Below are 17,988 nucleotides of genomic sequence, written 5' to 3'. Positions count from 1 at the left end.
AACGAAGGGGATTTGATGATGCGTTTTGAAGGCACCACCGGCTATGTCGCCACCGATGATCTGAAGGTCGCGGTCAATGCCGCGGTCACCTTGCGCCGGCCATTGCTGGTGAAGGGCGAACCCGGAACCGGCAAGACGGTGCTGGCCCAGCAGATCGCCAATGCCTTCGATGCGCCGCTGATTGAATGGAACGTCAAATCCACCACCAAGGCCCAGCAGGGCCTGTATGAATATGATGCGGTGAGCCGCCTGCGTGACAGCCAATTGGGCGATCCGCGCGTTTCAGACATTTCCAACTACATCCGCCGCGGCAAGATGTGGGAAGCCTTCACGTCGGAAAAACTGCCGGTGCTGCTGATCGACGAGATCGACAAGGCCGATATCGAATTCCCCAACGATCTGCTGACCGAGCTCGATCGCATGGAGTTCGACGTTTACGAAACCGGGGAGCGCATCAAGGCCACCCAGCGCCCGATCGTGATCATCACCAGCAACAACGAAAAGGAGCTGCCCGACGCCTTCCTGCGCCGCTGTTTCTTCCACTATATCAAGTTCCCCGATCGCGACACGATGGAAGCCATCGTGCGGGTGCATTACCCCAATATTCAGCGCGCCCTGGTCGCCGAAGCCATGAACATCTTCTTCGACATGCGCGAAGTGCCGGGCATGAAGAAGAAGCCCAGCACCAGCGAGCTGCTGGATTGGCTGAAGCTGCTGATGCACGAAGATCTGCCGATTGATGTGCTGCGCAACCGCGACACGAAGAGCCTGATCCCGCCGCTGCACGGCGCGCTGCTGAAGAACGAGGCTGACGTGATGCTGTTCGAACGCCTGGCCTTCATGAGCCGGCGCGGACAGTAATCGGGGCAGGCCTGAGCCTTTCGCTTACTCCGGCTTGAAAGTGAGCGTCACCCGCCCCGTCCCCAGCGGCGCGGCGGCGGTGTAGAGCACCACAGCTAACCGGCCAGCCGCCAGATCGGCCCGCGCCACCGCGTCCAGCACCAGGTCGGCGCTGACGCGTTTCTGCCCGCGCAGCATGACCGGCACCAGGATCGGCCCCGGCCCGCCTTCGTGGCTGCGGTGCAGGGCAATGGCGATGGGCGCGTCTCTGCCGGTGCCGCTGGCGGTCACGTCGGCGTGCATCCGGGCGGTCGTGGGATCGTAGGTAAAGCGGATCGTGGCCTTTGCGGAGCCGCCACCGGCCAGGCTTACCACCGTCTGCTGCGGCCCAGGTGCCTTGCCGGCCACCAGCGGCGGCGTGCTGAACGGCGGCTGGCGCGGTTTGGCTAGTTGCTCCCACCCATGCGCCAGCGCCAGCAGCCGCGGTTCGGCAAAAGCGGCCCCCAGCAGTTCCAGGCCCACCGGCAGCCCCCGCGGCGTGAAGCCGGCGGGGATGGCCAACGCCGGCAGGCCGGTGACCACGCTCAACCGGCAATTGCTGGCGATATTCTCGGCGCCGATCACCGGCGGCCGGCCCAGGGCCGTGGGATAGAGCAGCGCGTCCAGCCGCTCCTTGGTCAGCAGTGCATCCGTGGCCGCCCGCGCCACCGTGCGTTTGGCCAGCAGCACCTGATAGCCGGGGGCATTGCGATCCGGGCCAGTCAGCGGATCACGCAGCCGCTTGTCGAGCTGGTCATGATGCAAGCCGGCCTTCACGATCTGGTTCAGCGACGCGACCGGCGCCCCCGGATGCGTCGCCAGATAGCGGCGCAGATCCTCGACAAATTCGAACGTGCTGGCGCTGGCATCATTCAGCATTTCGTCGAGGCCGGGAATGGCCACCTCAATCACCTCGGCACCAGCATTGCGCATAACGGTGATGGCCTGATCATAGACCAATTTGCCGTCCCCATCGTCGGGCACGACGGTGAACAGGCTGCGCAACACGCCAATGCGCGCGCCTTTCAGTGATCCGGGCTGCAGCGCATCGGCATAGGATTTGGGCACATGTGCATCAGCCCCCGCCGTGATCGCGTCGCGCTTGTCGCTGCCGACCGTGGCATCCAGCATGATCGCCAGATCGGCGACGCTGCGCGCCAGTGGCCCGGCCACATCCTGCGTATCGGAAAGCGGGATCACGCCCGTCCGGCTCGCCAGCCCGCGCGTGGTGCGCAGGCCAAACAGATTCTGATAGGCCGCCGGAATGCGGATCGAACCGCAGGTGTCGCTGCCCATGCCGGCCGCCGCGAAACTAGCGGCAATCGCCGCACCGGTGCCGCCACTGGAACCGCCCGGTGAACGCAGCAGATCATAGGGATTGCGCGACTGGCCGGTGAGCGAGGAGATGGTGGTGGTGCCGGCAGCCAGTTCGTGCATGGCCGTTTTGCCAAGGATGATGGCGCCGGCGCTGCGCAGCTTTTCCACCTGGTGGGCATCCTGCGCCGGCTGCAACGTCGCCAGCGCCAGCGCGCCACCGCTGGTGGGCATGTCCTTGGTGTCGAAATTGTCTTTCACCAGCACCGGAATGCCGTGCAGCGGCCCGCGTGGGCCTTTGCTGGCACGCTCCTTGTCCAGCGCATCCGCTTGCGCCAGCGCGGCGGGATTGAGCGTGACGATGCTGTTCAGCGCCGGGCCTTGGCTGTCATAGGCGGCGATGCGGGCCAGATAAGCCAACACCAATTGCCGCGATGTCACCGCTCCACTGGCCAGCGCCGCCTGCAGTTGCGGGATGGAGGCTTCCGCCACCTCGATGTTGCCCGGCGGTTGCGGCGCCGCCTGCACGGCTGGTGCCATTGTTGCCATCACCAGGGCCACACTGCGGCTGCGCTTCATGCCTGATCCCCCTTGCCCGTCACCCACACAGCAAAGGCCAGCGACGGCGCCCCGTCAATGGCAGAGATCAACCGCGGATCAGCGCAGCATCAGGCCGCCATCGATGGCCAGGCTCTGCCCGGTGATATAGCTGGCGGCCGGGCTGGCGAGGAACAGGATGGCGCTGGCGATCTCGTCGGGCTCACCCCAGCGCTGCATCGGGATGGCGCGCATCAGTTTCTTCTCGCGCTCCGGGTTGGTGCGGGCGCCTTCGGTCATGCGGGTCGCGATGAAGCCGGGCGCCACGAGGTTCACGCGCACGCCATCCGGCGCCCATTTGTCACCCAGGGCCCGCGTGAGGCCCAGCAGCCCGGCCTTGGAGGCGGTGTAGGCCGGCGTTTCCTTCAGCGCCAAGAAGCTCGCCAGGCTGCCCACATTGATGATGCTGCCGCGCGTTGCCTTCAACAGCGGGTGCAGGCGCACGGACAAATCCATGACGGCGTTCAGGTTGGTGTCGATGACATGCTCGAACTCTTCCTGCTCATATTCATTGGCGGAACCGCGGCCGGCGTTGTTGACCAGCACATCAAGATTGTCGATGTGCGCCGCCACTTCGGCGCGGGCCTCCGGCCAGGTGAGATCGGCCTGGATATAGGTCACGCCTTCGGGCGGTTCATCATAGCATTCGACCCGGGTGCGGGTGCCGGTGATCGTCACCCGGGCACCCAGCGCCAGGAATTGCTCCGCCACCGCCTTGCCGATGCCCTGCGTGCCGCCCGTCACCAGAACGGACTTGCCGCGCGCCCAGCTGCCGTTGTTCAGGCCGTTCATGCGCTCAAACCCCCATCGATCACCAGCGACGTGCCGGTGACATAACGCGCCGCATCCGACGCCAGAAAAATGATCGGCCCGGCGATATCGTCGGGTTCACCAATGCGGCCCAATGGCACCTGCCGTTCCGTGGCCGCCAGCCGATCGGGATGTTCCCAGGTGATGGCGGTCATCTTCGATCGCACCAGCCCCGGCGCCACGAGATTGACCCTGATGCCCTCCCCGCCCAGCGCCTGCCCCAGCGTGCGGGTGAGCGTGAGCAGGCCGCCCTTGCTGGCCGAATAGGCTGGCTGGCCGATGGTGCCCTTGAAACTGGCCACGCTGCCAACGAACACGATGCTGCCCTTCGCGGCAGCCAGTGCGGCGCGGAACTTCATCGCCAGTGCCATCGGCCCGGTCAGATTGGTGGCCAACACGTCGGCAAAGGTTTCGGGAATGAACTCGGCCCGCTTGTAGGCGACCTTGGCGCCCGACACGACCAGCGCATGAAGCTGCTCAACGCCCGGGTCAAAGGCGGCGACGGCGGCCAGATCGCCCTGATCGAGCTGGTAATACTCAATTCCTGCAAGATCGCCATCGGTGCCGGCATAATCAGCAGCGCTCACCCGCGTGCCGGTCACGATCACCCGTGCGCCCTCGGCCAGAAACCGACGCGAGGCTGCATTGCCGATACCGGTCGATCCCCCTGTCACTAGCACGGTCTTGCCGGCAAACGTGCCCACACGCACTCTCCCCCGAATTACAGGGAGATTTCAGCCATGGCACTACTTTCGGGCAAGGTCGCGATTGTGACAGGCGGCGGCCGCGGGTTGGGCCGCTGCCACGCCTTGGCGCTGGCCGCCCACGGTGCAGCGGTGGTGGTCAACGATCTGGGTGGATCGGTAACCGGGGGCTCCCCTGATCAAAAACAGGGGGGCGCAGCGGACGAGGTGGTGGCCGAAATCATCGCAATGGGCGGGCGTGCGGTGGCCAATCGCGCCAGCGTTGCCGATTGGGCCGGCGCAGAATCGATCATCGCCGATGCCGTGGCCGCGTTCGGCGGGCTCGATATCGTCGTCAACAACGCCGGGATCAACCGCCCGGCAAGCCTGATTGACCTGACCGAGGCGGACTATGACCTTGAAACCGGTGTTCACCTGAAAGGCACCACCGCCGTTTGCCACCACGCCGCCAAGTTCTGGGCGCGCGAAGGCCGCAAGGAAGGCCGCGCCATCATCAACACCACATCGCCAGTGGGCGTGCATCCGATGGTCAACGGCGGGCCCTATTGCGCCGCCAAGGCGGGCATCGCCGCGCTCACCGTGGTGGCAGCGCAGGAACTGGCAAAGCTGGGCGTGCGCGCCAACGCGATCGCGCCGGCCGCCCGCACCCGCATGGTGATGGCCAGCCCGACGGTGGACGAATTGATGCCGAGATCCGACGGTTTCGATCGCCACCTGCCCGATCATGTCTCGCCGCTGGTCGTCTATCTCGCCTCGCCGCTCAACCGTTTCACCGGCCGCATCTTTGGCAGTGAAGGCCCGGACGTGGCGCTGTATCAGCCGTGGAGCGCCGATTGGCTGGTGACCGGCGACGGCCATTGGGACGTGCCAGCCCTGGCCGAAGCGCTGGCTGCCCTGCCCCAGCAAGCCCCCATCCGCGCCTTCTATCCCGGTGGCCGCATCGAAACGGTGATTCCGCCAAACCGCACGCTGAAGGCCCTGCGCGGGTGACACCCATCATCAGCGTCTTCGCCGCCTCCCCCGATCGCGGACGCGGGCTGGCGCGGGACATGGCGGTGCGCTGGGCGCTGGCTGAGGTGGGGCAAGGCCATGAGCTGCGGCCGCTGTCGTTTGCCGAACTGAAGACAGTGGAACACAAGGCGCGCCAGCCGTTCGGGCAGATCCCGACCTTCGAAGCCGACGGGCTCACCCTGTTCGAATCCGGTGCAATCGTGCTGCACATTGCCGAAAACCACTCCAGCCTGTTGCCCGCCGATCCGGCCGCCCGCGCCCGCGCCATTGCCTGGATGTTCGCTGCCGTCAGCACCATCGAGCCGGTGATTGTCGAGCGCGAGGTGGCGGTGCTGCTGGAGGGCGACAAGCCGTGGACGGCGGAGCGACTGCCGATGCTGGAGGCCCGGCTGCGCCAGCGGCTGGACGATCTGGCGGCGTGGCTGGAAGGCAAGGACTGGCTGGAAGGCGACTTCAGCGCCGGCGACATCATGATGGTGTGTGTGCTGCGCCGGCCGGCGGCGGCGCTGCTGACGGGCGATTATCCGGCGCTGGCGGCCTATGTCGCCCGCGCCGAGGCTCGCCCGGCCTTCCAGACGGCCTTTGCCGAGCAGAAGGCCCGTTCCGACGCCGCACACGGCTGAAGTGGCGCTGCGCGGCTGGCAAAATTCCGCATTGCGCTGGCCGCCGGCCCCGGCAACAGTCGCCACACTCAAGCTCAAGGCCCTGCCCGATGTTCCTCACCTTCCTCGAAGAATTGCGCGCCGCGAAAATCCCGGCCTCCATGAAGGAGCATCTGATGATGCTGGAGGCGCTGCAGGGTGACGTGATCGATTATTCGATCATCGATTTCTATTATCTGGCCCGTGCGACCTATGTGAAGGATGAAGGTCTGCTCGACCGGTTCGATCAGGTATTTGCCAAGGTGTTCAAGGGGATCGAACCAACTCTGGAGAGCGAGACCGAGATTCCGGAGGATTGGCTGCGCGCCCTGGCCGAAATGAACCTGAGCGAGGAAGAGCGCGCCGAGCTGGAAAAGATGGGCTGGGACAAGCTGATGGAGACCCTCCAGAAGCGCCTTGAGGAACAGAAAAAACGCCACGAAGGCGGCAACAAGTGGATCGGCACCGCCGGCAAATCCCCCTTTGGCGCGCAGGGCGACAATCCCGAAGGCGTGCGGATCGGCCAGAAGGATGGGCGCAAGCAGAGCGCCGTGAAGGTGTGGGACAAGCGCGAGTTCAAGAATCTCGATTCAACCGTTGAGCTGGGCACCCGCAACATCAAGGTGGCGCTGCGCCGCCTGCGCCGCTTCGCCCGCGAAGGCGCGGCCGATGAGCTTGATCTTGATTCCACCATCCGCGGCACCGCCAAACAGGGCTGGCTCGATATCGTCATGCGCCCCGAACGGCACAACGCGGTGAAACTGCTGCTGATGCTGGATATCGGCGGCTCGATGGATCCGCACATCAAGCTGTGCGAGGAGCTGTTTTCGGCAGCGAAATCCGAGTTCAAGCACATGGAATTCTTCTACTTCCACAACTGCCCCTACGAGGCGGTGTGGAAAGACAACAAGCGCCGCTGGACCGAGCGGACGCCGATGATGGAGATCCTCCACAAATTCCCGCACGATTACAAACTGGTGTTCGTTGGCGACGCCTCGATGAGCCCGTACGAGATCACCTATGCCGGCGGCAGCACCGAACATTGGAACGAGGAACCCGGTGAGGCCTGGCTGCGCCGGATGACCGACGTCTATCACTCGTCAATTTGGCTGAACCCGATCCCGGAAAAGCATTGGGAAAACGGCCAGTCCATCCGCATGATCAAGGAGATCATGCACGACCGCATGTATCCGCTCACCCTGGAAGGGCTGGATCGCGGCATGCGGGAATTGAGCCGCAAGAAATAAGGGGCCGGCGCGGCGCCGGCCCCTCACCACCTCACTTGCCGCCAGCGGTTTCCAGCGCCTGCAGCTTCTTCGCTTGGCTGCCCACATAGCCGCGCACGGCTTCCACCTGCGCCGGGGTGTACCAGCGACTGAAGGCGATCATCCCATTGGCCTTCAGTGCGCCATCGTGAACAACGGCCTTCCAAGCCGCCGCATCGGTAAGCAAGCCAGAGCGCCGCAGATCGGGCAGGATGCCGGACGCATGGGCATCGGGGCCATGGCAGAAGGCGCAGTTGGCGCTGTAGATCTTGCCGCCTTCAGCCACCTGTTCCGGCGTGAAGGCGTCGCTGGGCGGGTTGGCCGCCGCAAACACCGGCTCGGTCGCCTTGGGCAATGCACCCTTGCCGCCCAGCTTGAACACCAGAAGACGGCCATTGCGGGCATCGCGCGGATCGTCAAAGGCGGCAGTCAACGGGAAGGCGCCGCCATAGCCGACCATGATCGCCACATATTGCTGGCCCTTCACGGCATAGCTCACAGCCGGCGCGATGATGCCGGTCTGCGCCTTGAAGTTCCACAGCTTGCTGCCGGTGCTGGCGTTGAACGCCTGGAAATCACCAGCGCCATTGCCCTGGAACACCAGATTGCCGGCGGTTGCCAGCGTGCCGCCGTTCCACGGGCCATCATAAGTGATTTCCCACGCAGGCTTCTGCGCCACCGGATCCCAGGCGATCAGCTTGCCTTTCAGCGACGCCTTCAAGGCCTTGAACTGGGCCCGATCATCGGGAACCGAACCCGGATCAATATTGATGCCCAGGTTCCAGGCCCCCTCACGGCGTTCAAAGCCGTCCTGCGCCATATAAAACTGCGGAATCTCCTGCGCCGGCAGATACACCAGACCAGTGCGCGGGCTGTAGCTCATCGGGTGCCAGTTGTGGGCGCCCAGCGGCGACGGCATCACCAATGCGCCGGCCTTGCGATAACGCGCTTCCGGCACTTCGATCGGGCGGCCGGTCTTCATGTCAACGCCGGTGGTCCAGGTTTGCGTGGCAAAGCCCTTGGCCGAAATCAGCTGACCATTGGCGCGGTCGATCACATAGAAGAAGCCGTTCTTGGGCGCCTGCATCAGCACCTTGCGCGGTTTGCCTTCGATCATCAGCGTTGAAAGCATGATCGGCTGGGTGGCGGTATAATCCCACGTCTCGGCAGGCGTGCCCTGATAGTGCCAGAGATATTCGCCAGTATCCGGCTTCAGCGCCAGCACCGAGGACAGGAAGAGATTGTCGCCCTTGCCGTCCGATCGGATCATGTGATTCCACGGGGATCCGTTGCCAACCCCGATATAGAGCTGATCCAGTTCCTGATCATAGACGATGGCATCCCAGGCCGTGCCGCCGCCGCCGCCCTTCCAATATTCGCCCGACCAGGTCGGCGCGACCTTGCCGGCCATCACGCTGTCCGACACTTCGCCATCGGGGCCGTTGGCCGGGTTGCCCGGCACGGTAAAGAAGCGCCACTTCTTCTTGCCGGTCATCGCGTCATAGGCGGTCACATAACCGCGCACGCCGAGTTCGCCGCCGCCGTTGCCGATCACCACCAGCCCCTTCATCACGCGCGGTGCGCCGGTGATGGTGTAGGGCTTGGCGCTATCGGTGAAGGTTTGCGTGGACCATTTCACCTTGCCGGTGCCCGCATCCAGCGCGATCAGCCGGCCATCCAGCGCGGCGACATACACCAGCCCGCCCCATACCGCGACACCGCGATTGACGACATCACAGCAGGCGCTGTGCCCGCGCGCCTTGTCGACCTTGGGATCATAATGCCACTTCACCTTGCCGGTAACGGCATCCAGCGCCATCACGTTCGACCATGATGTGGTGGTGTACATGGTGCCATCCACCACGATCGGCGTGGCTTCCTGGCCGCGATTGGTGGGCAGATCGGCGTACCAGGCGAGGCCAAGCTGGCCCACGTTATCGGCATTGATCTGATTGAGATCGGCGAAGCGCTGTTCGGCATAGGTGCCGCCATGCGTCATCCAGTTGCCTGGTTCGCTGCGGGCGTTCATCAGCCGCTGCGCATCAACGCCGCGCACGCCGGTGCCCGGCCCGCCCGACACAACCGCGACCGCGCCTGCCACAGCCCAAATACTGGCCCCTGCCGCCAGCAACAGCGCACGCTTCATGTCATTCTCCCCATCTTCTGATTTGACGGCAGACTATCCGCCCCCAGAGGGGATGCAAGCTGGATTTCCTCGCAGGGCCGTCGTTGCGGCCTGGAGCGTCAGTTCGAAGTCGACGGCGGCGTTGCCGGGGTGGTTGCCGGCACAGACGGCTTGGCCTTTTTGGCCGGCACTGGCGCAGCCGCTTCCCCCTCCTGCTTGCGCTTGGCGCTTTCCGCCATTTCGCGCGCGTGCTTGGCCTTCATCTGCTGCAGATACACCACATCGGCATGGCGTTGGGCCAGCGCCGGCGCGGCCAGCAGGGCGGCAGCAGCCAGAGTGGTCGCGATCAGACAGACACGCATGGCTTGTTCCATCATTGTGAACATTACGCCATCGTAATTAATGCAAGCCGGCTCGTTTTTCAAGCCAAACGGCCGCAATCCGTCCAGGGAATCGCATCAAACAGGCCGAAAAATGCCGAATCTGCCCCAGGAACCGGGTAAAAAGCCCCGATTGTTAGTTTATCGGCCCCTGTTCAGCCCGGCAGTTGCGGCGGCGGAAAGGTCGCAATAAAGGCGTTGAATGCCACCACGAAGGCGGCGATGATCATCAGCAGCGCCTTGGTGCGGTTGCCGCCCGGTTGCCGCGAAAGCCACAGGCCACCGATCAGCAGCGCCATGGCCGCCACAAGCGCCAAACCCGAAAGCGGATTCACGCCAGAACCTTGGCGATGGCCGCCTGCCATTGAGTCCGGCGCGCACTGCGGGTGGCGCCATCGGTGGCAGGGTGGAAGCGCACGTCCGCCGCCGCCATCGCGTCGGCGGATGCCGCCAGATCGGCAAACAGGCCAGCCCCCACCCCGGCCAGCATCGCCGCGCCCATCGCCGTGGTTTCGATCACGCGCGGTCGTTCCACCACCACGCCCAGGCTGTCGGCCAGATCCTGGCACAGCCAGTTGTTGGCCACCATGCCACCATCGACGCGCAGCATCGCGGCCGGCACGCCATCGGCAGCGAGCGCATCGACCAGATCGGCGGTCTGCTGGCCCTGCGCTTCCAGCGCAGCGCGCACCACGTGCGCCCGCGTTGTGCCACCCGAAAGCCCGCAGATCACCCCGCGCGCATCCGGGTTCCAATAGGGCGCGCCCAGCCCGGCCAGCGCCGGCACGAAGCTCACACCGCCATTGTCGGGCACGCTTTGCGCCAGGGCCTCGCTCTCGGCGCTGGTGGCGATGATGCCCAGCCCGTCACGCAGCCATTGCACGGCCGAACCCGCCACGAAAATCGCGCCTTCCAGCGCATAGGCCGGCTTGCCATCCAGCCGCCACGCCACGGTGGCAAGCAGGCGATTGCGCGACACCGGCGGCTCTGCCCCGGCATGGGCGAGCAGGAAGCAGCCAGTACCATAGGTCGCCTTCAGCATGCCGGCCGACAGGCAGGCCTGGCCGATGGCAGCGGCCTGCTGGTCACCCGCGGCGCCCGTGATCGGAATCGTGCGGCCAAGCAAGGTCGTTTCGGCCAGCGCGCCCGCACAATCGACAATCGCCGGCAGCGCCGCTTTCGGCACGCCCAGCATGGCGATCAGGTCATCGTCCCATTCACATGTCGCCAGGTCCATCAGCAGCGTGCGGCTGGCGTTGGTGGCGTCAGTCACGTGTGTGGTGCCGCCCGACAGATGCCAGATCAGCCAGCTTTCCACCGTGCCCACGGCCAGCCGGCCATCGCGCGCGGCATCGGCCACCATCGGCCAGTTATCGAGCGCCCAGCGGAACTTGGTGCCGGAAAAATAGGGATCGAGCAGCAGCCCGGTCTTGGCCTGCACCTTGGCTTCCAGGCCCGGATCAGCCGCCTTCAGCCCGGCGCAATAATCGGCGGTCCGCCTGTCCTGCCAGACGATGGCGCGGGCCAGCGGTTCACCCGTCGTGCGGTCCCAGAAACAGATGGTCTCGCGCTGGTTGGTGATGCCGATGGCAGCGATGCGTTCCGCGCCCACGGCCGCGGCCACCTCTTCCAGGCAGGCCTGCGACAGATCGCGAATCTCGGCTGGGTCATGTTCCACCCAGCCGCTGGCCGGATAATGCTGGGTCATCGGCCGGCCCGCGCTGGCGACGATCTCGCCGGTTGTGGTGAAGGCAATCGCCCTTGTGGAGGTGGTGCCGGCATCGAGCACGAGGATGAGCTGGTCTGTCATGTCGCCTTTTCTATGGCGGCAAACGCCGTTAGGGAAGCTCTTGTGAACTTGCCCTCCCAGCCTTTCGATCTTGCCATCATCGGCGCCGGCATCAACGGCGCCGGCATTGCCCGCGATGCGGCCGGCCGCGGGCTTTCCGTGGCGATTCTCGATGCCAGTGATGTGGGCGGCGCCACTTCGTCAGCGTCCACCAAGCTGATCCACGGCGGCCTGCGCTATCTTGAATATTATGCCTTTGGTCTGGTGCGAAAGGCGCTGGCCGAACGCGAAGTGCTGCTCGATATCGCGCCGCACATCACCTGGCCGCAGCCGTTCGTGCTGCCCCACGCCGAAGGGATGCGCCCGGTGTGGATGCTGCGGCTCGGCACCTTCCTCTATGATCATCTCGCCCGGCGCGAGGTGGTGCCGGGCTCGGCGCGCATCGATCTGCGCAGCGAACGCGCCGGCCGCGCGCTCGACACCCGCTATCGCACCGCCTTCCGTTACTGGGATGGCTGGGTAGACGATGCCCGGCTGGTGGTCGAAAATCTGAAGGATGCCGCCGCGCGCGGGGCAACCGTGCTGCCGCGCACGCCGGTGGCGCGGGCCGAACGGGTGGATGGCTTGTGGCAGCTGACTCTGGCCGATGGCCGCTCCATCACCGCCCAACGGCTGATCAACGCCGCCGGGCCGTGGGCGGAAGATGTTGCCCGCCGCGTGATGGGCCTGAACGACGCGCCGCCGCTGCGGCTGGTGCAGGGCAGCCACATCATCACCCGCCGCGTGCATCTGGGCCGCGATGCCTTCATGTTGCAGCAGCCCGATGGCCGCATCATCTTCATCATCCCCTACGAACAGGATTATTCGCTGATCGGCACCACCGAAGGCGATGTGCAGCGCCCCGAGGATGCCAAGGTGAGCGATGCGGAGGTGGAGTATCTCCTGTCTGCCGCCAACCGCTATCTCGCCCGGCCGTTGACGCCGGACGACGTGGTACACCGCTTTGTCGGCGTGCGCCCGCTCATTCTGGAAAGCGGCAAGGACGATAAGGAAACCACCCGCGATTATCGCCTCGTCGAGCATCCGGGCCTCGACGCCATGACCATCGTTGGCGGCAAGATCACCACCTATCGCGTGCTCGCCGAAGACGTGATGGCCCGCATCGCGCCCAAATCGAAAAGCTGGACCGGCAAAGCCCCCCTGCCCGGCGGTGCGATTGATCGCGCCAAGGGCGAGCACGGCCAGGCCGCCTTCAAGCGCTGGCTTGAGCAGTTGCAGGCGCGTGAGGCCAATTATGATCCCAAGCTGATCAAGCGGCTGGCCATGACCATCGGCGCCCCGGCGGCCGATCTGCTGGCGGGCGGGCTGGGCCGCAACTTCGGCGGCGTGTTCGAAGCCGAGCTCGATTATTTCAAGGCCAATGAATGGGCGCAATCCAGCGCCGACGTGCTGTGGCGCCGCACCAAGCTGGGCCTGCACCTTGATGCCACGGCGCAAGCCGACGTCGCGCGCTGGTTCGGCGAAACCCCTGCCGATGTCCGCGAAATCCCCGCCGGGCACCGCTTTGCCCGGCCCGGTATCGACTGAATGCGGCCACTGCCCGCGCTGGCAGCCTCAGCATTGATCCCTAATTGTTGCTGATCCGCGATTGCGGCAGCATCCTGCCCAGCGATCGGCGGGAACCGCCGGCTGTTTGGGGGGAAGGACGATGCCGGCGGGGCAAGCGAAGGCCATGCCTGTCACGATCAGGAACCGGCTGGCCTGGTCCGATCTCAGCGCCGCGCTCGCTGCGGGCTGGGCCGATTATCGCGCCGCGCCGCAGTTCGGCCTGTTCTTTGCCGGCATCTACGTGGCCGCCGGGCTGGCGCTGGCCTGGGCCTTGGCGACGCAAAGCGCCGTGGCGTGGCTGGTGCCGGCCGCCGCCGGCTTTCCGCTGCTGGCGCCGTTCTGCGCCGTTGGCCTCTATGAGGTGAGCCGCTGCCGCGAGGCGCTGCAACCGCTGCGCTGGGGCGGCGTGCTCGGCGCGCTCAGGGGCCGCGGCGATGATCAGATCCTCTCGATGGGCGTCATCATCTTTGTCGCCTTCGGCTTCTGGCTGATGATCGCCCACGCCATCTTCGCCATCTTCCAGGCCGACAGCGGGACGGACAGTCTTGCCTTCCTGCTCACCGGCACCGGCCTTGCAATGCTGGTCTTTGGCAGTGCCGTGGGTGCTTTGCTGGCGCTGGGCTTCTACGCCGTCACCGTGGTCAGCCTGCCCATGCTGGTCGATCGCGACGTCGATTTCATGACGGCGATCATCGCCAGCCTGGCCAGCGTGCGCGACAATGGCGCGGTCTTGCTGGGCTGGGCCGTGCTGATCGCAGCCGCGCTGTTCATCGCGATGATCCCGGCATTCCTGGGCCTGCTGGTGGTGCTGCCGGTGCTCGGCCATGCGACTTGGCACCTGTATCGCCGGATCGTCCACTGACGCTGCGCGCCGTATTGGGGCACCCCTGCAAGCAGTGGGGGAGCCACATGAGGTCCAAAACATCATGACCCGTTCGATGGAGGCCTTATCCAGAAAAAGGCCCAGATCCCGGCCGGAATCGAGAATACAAAGCACATGATCGCCACCGAGAGGCCCTGCCTCAACGGATAAAGAGGGACCTTGCCTACAAAAAACATGTATAAATTCATGAAGATGCCGAATGCATTTACAAGCAGAAAAACCTTGAGCGTGAACTGCATCCTCAATTTGGTAAAGGGGTTCATGTAAGTGCCCCGGCCTCTTTCAGGCACGACACCAGCACCTCCGCATCGATGTTCCCGCCCGAAAGCGTGGCGATCACCGTCTTGCCCTTCACATCCAGCTTGCCGGCCAGAAGCGCGGCCAGCGTCACGCAACCGCCCGGCTCCACCACCAGTTTCAGTTCACGGAAGGCAAAGGCCACCGCACGCGCCACCTCGGCCTCGCTCACCGAAACGCCGGTGGCGCTGTGGTGGCGCAGGGTTGCAAAGGTGATCTCCGCCATCACCAGCGTCTGCAGCGCGTCGCAGCGGGTGGGGCCGGGGTTTTCCGCCGGCAGGATGCGCCCGGCCGCCAGGCTGCGGCACACATCGTCATAGCCTTCGGGTTCCACCACCACGATCGGCAACTGGCTGCCCGCCGCGAACCCGCCCGAAAGCCCGCCACCGCCGCAGCAGGTCAGCACCAGATCGGCCGTCTCGCCCTTGGCCGCCAGATCCTGCACGGCTTCCAGCCCGGCTGTGCCTTGGCCTGCGATGATCAGCGGATCGGCAAAGGGCGGCACAATGATGGCACCGCGCGCTTCGGCCAGCTTTGCCGCAATCGTCTCGCGGCTTTCGGTCAGCCGGTCATAGAACACCACGTCCGCGCCATCAGCCCGCGTGCGCTCCACCTTCAGCTTCGGCGCGTCCGATGGCATCACGATCACCGCTGGCATGCCCAACAGCTTCGCCGCACGCGCCACGCCCTGCGCATGGTTGCCCGAAGAATAGGCCACCACGCCGCCGCGCCGGCCTTCGGGGGGAATCGCCAGCAGGCGATTCATCGCGCCGCGGAACTTGAAGCTGCCGGTGTGTTGCAGATTCTCCGGCTTGAACCAGATGCGGCCGCCGCAGATCGCATCCAGCGCCGGATTGTTCAAAAGCGGGGTGCGAACCGGCCAGGAGCCCAGGCGATTGGCCGCAGCCAGAACATCGGAATGAACGACAGGGGAAGTCATTGAAAAAGCGCCCTTCTGACAGATTGTCACAGCCTGTATAAGCCCCAAGGCAACCCATTGAAAGGCCAAGCCAAAATCAGGTTTTTCTTCAGCCGCGCATTGTAACAAAAATCTTCTTTACATGGGGGGGGTTAAACCATAGGAAGCGCGCCGCTGCCCCATGGGACTTCCACCGCAAGGCAGCTTTGGTGTCAATGCCGGCGATCGCCCGGGCGGCCCTTTCGGGGGCCAACCGGTCAAGCGCGCAGCAGCGACATACTTTGCCCACCCGGAGGTCCCTTGAGTTGCTCAAGCAAAACGAAGCGCTGTCGGTAGCGCGGCTCCTGCGTCCAACGCAGCCCGTTACCCTTGTCCGCCCTCACGCCGCTCGCCGCGCGGCTCGGTTCTTCTTGTCGAAGTTTCCGGGCACGTCGATGTATGCGGTCAAGGCCAACCCTTCCGCTGATCTGATCCGCACCCTGTGGGATGCGGGGCTGACTCATTATGACGTCGCCTCCATCGCCGAAGTGCGGCTGGTGCGCGAAGTGGCGCCCAATGCGGTCCTGTGCTTCATGCACCCGATCAAGCCGCCGGAAGCCATTGCCGAGGCCTATCACAGCCATGGCGTGCGGGTGTTCAGCCTCGATTCCATCGACGAGCTGGACAAGATCGTTGCCGCCACGTCGAAGGACGGCGTGGCTGCGACCGACCTCACGCTGTGCGTGCGGCTGCGCGTCTCCTCCTCGCACTCCAAGCTCAGCCTGGCGTCGAAATTCGGCGTGCATGCCGATGAAGCCGCCCCCGTGCTGATGGCCGCCCGCCAGGTTGCCGATGCGCTGGGCATCTGCTTCCACGTTGGCAGCCAGGCGATGAGCCCGCAGGCCTATGGCGATGCCATGGCGCAGGTGCGTGCAGCGATCGTCGGCGCCGGCGTCACCGTTGACATCGTCGATGTTGGCGGCGGCTTCCCGTCAATCTATCCGGGCATGGAGCCGGGCCGGCTTGAAGCCTATTTCGAGGTGATCCACCGCGCCTTCGAAGCCCTTCCGATTTCCTATTCGGCCGAGCTGTGGTGCGAGCCGGGCCGCGCGCTGTGCGCCGAGTACAGCTCGGTGCTGGTCCGTGTCGAAGCCCGCAAGGGCGATGTGCTGTACATCAACGATGGTGCCTATGGTGCCCTGTTCGATGCCGCGCATATCGATTGGCGTTTCCCGGTGGAACTGGTGCGCGACACCGTCAGCCGGGCGCGCGACATGGAGTTCAGCTTCTGGGGCCCGACCTGCGACGACATGGATTACATGCGCGGGCCATTCGCCTTGCCCGCCGATATCGCGGCCGGTGACTATATCGAGATCGGCATGCTCGGCGCCTATGGTGCCGCCATGCGCACCGGCTTCAACGGCTTCACCGCCGGCGAAACGGTGATCGTGTCGGACGAACCGATGGACACGCTCTATGCTGTCACGGAAGAGTCGCCGGACAAGATTATCCAGCTGCGCACGAAGTAAGTCTTCAGGCCCCCGCTTTTGCCGGCGGGGGCCGCTTTCCCCGCTCGGCGCCGGACTCCCCCGGCCGCGGGCGGCGCTCACGCGCCGGGCCATCGTCTGAACACGGGAGCAATCCATGACCGATACATTGAACCCCAACTCTCTAAACGCTGTCGTTACCGAGCTCACCCCCGCCGAGCGCCAGCGCAAGGCCGAGCTGCTGTCGACGCTCGTCGAACATATCGACATCAAGAGTTTTGACGCCCGCCCGATCATCGACGGCATGGCCAAGATGAGCTTCACCAGCCGCGATCTGGCCCGCGCCACCGCAATCTACAACCAGATGCTGGCCGATCCCGATTGCACCATCTTCCTGGTCATCGCCGGTTCGACCAGCGCCGGCGGCTGCATGGATCTCTATGCCGATCTGCTGCGCAACAACATGATCGATGGCATCGTCGCTACCGGCGCTTCCATCGTCGACATGGATTTCTTCGAAGGCCTTGGCCACAAGCATTATCAGGCGCTGGAAGTGCCGGATGACGACACGCTGCGCTCGCTGCTGATCGATCGTATCTACGATACCTATATCGACGAAGAAGCCCTGCAGGATTGCGATCACACCATCTACGAGATCGCCAACACGCTGGAACCGCGCGGCTATTCCAGCCGCGCCTTCATCCGCGAGATGGGCAAATATCTTTCCGAGCATGGCAAGAAGGAGAACAGCCTCGTCAAGCTCGCCTATGAGCATGACGTGCCGATCTTCTGCCCGGCCTTCGTCGACAGCAGCGCCGGTTTCGGCCTGGTGAAGCACCAGGTTGATCGCGCCAAGGCCGGCCAGCCCTACATGATGCTCGACGCCATCGCCGATTTCCGCGAACTGACCGACATCAAGATCAAGGCCGGCACCACCGGCCTGCTGATGATCGGCGGCGGCGTGCCGAAGAACTTCATTCAGGACACCGTGGTCTGCGCCGAGATCCTCGGCCACCACGATGTGGAAGTGCACAAATATGCCGTGCAGATCACCGTGGCCGACGTGCGCGATGGCGCCTGCTCTTCCTCGACGCTGCAGGAAGCGGCCAGCTGGGGCAAGGTCAACACCGGCATCGAGCAGATGGTGTTCGCCGAAGCCGGCAGCGTGATGCCGCTGCTCGCCAGCGACGCCTATCACCGCGGCCACTGGAAGGCCCGCGCCAAGCGCGCGTGGGGCAAATTGTTCGCCTGACGGCGAACAGGGCGGGCAAATTTTTCGCCTGATTTGACATCGGCCTGA

The 17,988-nt window shown here is 64.9% G+C and carries 16 protein-coding genes; 8 read left to right on the top strand and 8 right to left on the bottom strand.

The window, feature by feature from the left end:
- The first annotated feature begins 15 nt into the window (after positions 1 to 15).
- Complete coding sequence (locus tag RT662_RS09320; protein ID WP_313670442.1) at positions 16 to 861, top strand: MoxR family ATPase; 846 nt, start codon at positions 16 to 18, stop codon at positions 859 to 861.
- 24 nt (positions 862 to 885) lie between these two features.
- Here RT662_RS09320 and RT662_RS09315 read toward each other — a convergent pair whose 3' ends face one another.
- From RT662_RS09315 to RT662_RS09305, 3 genes are all read right to left on the bottom strand, one after another.
- The gene (locus tag RT662_RS09315; RefSeq protein WP_313670441.1) at positions 886 to 2,772 is read right to left on the bottom strand and encodes an amidase family protein; all 1,887 of its coding nucleotides are present in this window, start codon (positions 2,770 to 2,772) and stop codon (positions 886 to 888) included.
- A 78-nt stretch (positions 2,773 to 2,850) separates the two neighbouring features.
- Positions 2,851 to 3,582: an SDR family oxidoreductase gene (locus RT662_RS09310; RefSeq protein ID WP_313670440.1), complete on the bottom strand. Its 732-nt coding sequence runs from the start codon at positions 3,580 to 3,582 to the stop codon at positions 2,851 to 2,853.
- Positions 3,579 to 4,304 carry an SDR family oxidoreductase gene (locus tag RT662_RS09305; protein ID WP_313670439.1) on the bottom strand — a complete coding sequence of 242 codons (726 nt, stop codon included), beginning with the start codon at positions 4,302 to 4,304 and terminating at the stop codon, positions 3,579 to 3,581. The genes RT662_RS09310 and RT662_RS09305 overlap by 4 nt, the downstream gene beginning before the upstream one ends.
- Positions 4,305 to 4,340: 36 nt before the next feature.
- Here RT662_RS09305 and RT662_RS09300 point away from each other — a divergent pair, with 36 nt between their 5' ends.
- The 3 genes from RT662_RS09300 (at position 4,341) to RT662_RS09290 (ending at position 7,203) form a co-directional block, all read left to right on the top strand.
- Positions 4,341 to 5,294, top strand: coding sequence for an SDR family NAD(P)-dependent oxidoreductase (locus tag RT662_RS09300; protein WP_313670438.1), 954 nt, complete (start codon positions 4,341 to 4,343; stop codon positions 5,292 to 5,294).
- Complete coding sequence (locus tag RT662_RS09295) at positions 5,291 to 5,938, top strand: glutathione S-transferase family protein (RefSeq protein WP_313670437.1); 648 nt, start codon at positions 5,291 to 5,293, stop codon at positions 5,936 to 5,938. The genes RT662_RS09300 and RT662_RS09295 overlap by 4 nt, the downstream gene beginning before the upstream one ends.
- 89 nt (positions 5,939 to 6,027) lie before the next feature.
- A complete protein-coding gene (locus RT662_RS09290) occupies positions 6,028 to 7,203 on the top strand; it encodes a VWA domain-containing protein (protein ID WP_303793492.1) in 1,176 nt (391 codons plus the stop codon).
- Between the two features lie 31 nt (positions 7,204 to 7,234).
- Here RT662_RS09290 and RT662_RS09285 read toward each other — a convergent pair whose 3' ends face one another.
- The 4 genes from RT662_RS09285 to glpK form a co-directional block, all read right to left on the bottom strand.
- Positions 7,235 to 9,367, bottom strand: a complete 2,133-nt coding sequence (locus RT662_RS09285) for a PQQ-dependent dehydrogenase, methanol/ethanol family (RefSeq protein WP_313670436.1) — start codon at positions 9,365 to 9,367, stop codon at positions 7,235 to 7,237.
- Positions 9,368 to 9,465: 98 nt separating this feature from the next.
- Positions 9,466 to 9,708 carry a hypothetical protein gene (locus RT662_RS09280; protein ID WP_313670435.1) on the bottom strand — a complete coding sequence of 81 codons (243 nt, stop codon included), beginning with the start codon at positions 9,706 to 9,708 and terminating at the stop codon, positions 9,466 to 9,468.
- A gap of 173 nt (positions 9,709 to 9,881) precedes the next feature.
- The gene (locus RT662_RS09275; protein ID WP_313670434.1) at positions 9,882 to 10,061 is read right to left on the bottom strand and encodes a hypothetical protein; all 180 of its coding nucleotides are present in this window, start codon (positions 10,059 to 10,061) and stop codon (positions 9,882 to 9,884) included.
- Entirely contained in the window at positions 10,058 to 11,536 is a 1,479-nt protein-coding gene (glpK, locus tag RT662_RS09270; RefSeq protein WP_313670433.1) for a glycerol kinase GlpK, read from the bottom strand. Before glpK ends, RT662_RS09275 begins: the two co-directional genes overlap by 4 nt.
- A gap of 42 nt (positions 11,537 to 11,578) precedes the next feature.
- Here glpK and glpD point away from each other — a divergent pair, with 42 nt between their 5' ends.
- Both glpD and RT662_RS09260 read left to right on the top strand, forming a co-directional pair.
- Positions 11,579 to 13,102 carry a glycerol-3-phosphate dehydrogenase gene (glpD, locus tag RT662_RS09265; protein ID WP_313670432.1) on the top strand — a complete coding sequence of 508 codons (1,524 nt, stop codon included), beginning with the start codon at positions 11,579 to 11,581 and terminating at the stop codon, positions 13,100 to 13,102.
- Between the two features lie 145 nt (positions 13,103 to 13,247).
- On the top strand, positions 13,248 to 13,985 hold the full coding sequence (locus RT662_RS09260; RefSeq protein WP_313670431.1) for a DUF2189 domain-containing protein: 738 nt from the start codon (positions 13,248 to 13,250) through the stop codon (positions 13,983 to 13,985).
- A gap of 280 nt (positions 13,986 to 14,265) precedes the next feature.
- Here RT662_RS09260 and RT662_RS09255 read toward each other — a convergent pair whose 3' ends face one another.
- Positions 14,266 to 15,243 carry a threonine/serine dehydratase gene (locus RT662_RS09255; RefSeq protein ID WP_313670430.1) on the bottom strand — a complete coding sequence of 326 codons (978 nt, stop codon included), beginning with the start codon at positions 15,241 to 15,243 and terminating at the stop codon, positions 14,266 to 14,268.
- Between the two features lie 284 nt (positions 15,244 to 15,527).
- Here RT662_RS09255 and RT662_RS09250 point away from each other — a divergent pair, with 284 nt between their 5' ends.
- On the top strand, positions 15,528 to 16,730 hold the full coding sequence (locus RT662_RS09250; protein WP_313670429.1) for a type III PLP-dependent enzyme: 1,203 nt from the start codon (positions 15,528 to 15,530) through the stop codon (positions 16,728 to 16,730).
- Between the two features lie 115 nt (positions 16,731 to 16,845).
- Positions 16,846 to 17,940 (top strand): 1,9-bis(guanidino)-5-aza-nonane synthase, encoded by a 1,095-nt coding sequence (locus tag RT662_RS09245; RefSeq protein ID WP_313670428.1) that lies wholly within the window; start codon positions 16,846 to 16,848, stop codon positions 17,938 to 17,940.
- The last annotated feature ends 48 nt before the right edge of the window (positions 17,941 to 17,988 follow it).

Source organism: Sandarakinorhabdus sp. (assembly GCF_032115815.1).
In the GTDB taxonomy this organism is placed as follows: domain Bacteria; phylum Pseudomonadota; class Alphaproteobacteria; order Sphingomonadales; family Sphingomonadaceae; genus Sandarakinorhabdus.
Note: the sequence above shows the minus strand (reverse complement) of the source record. Positions and strands in the feature narration are given on the sequence as shown.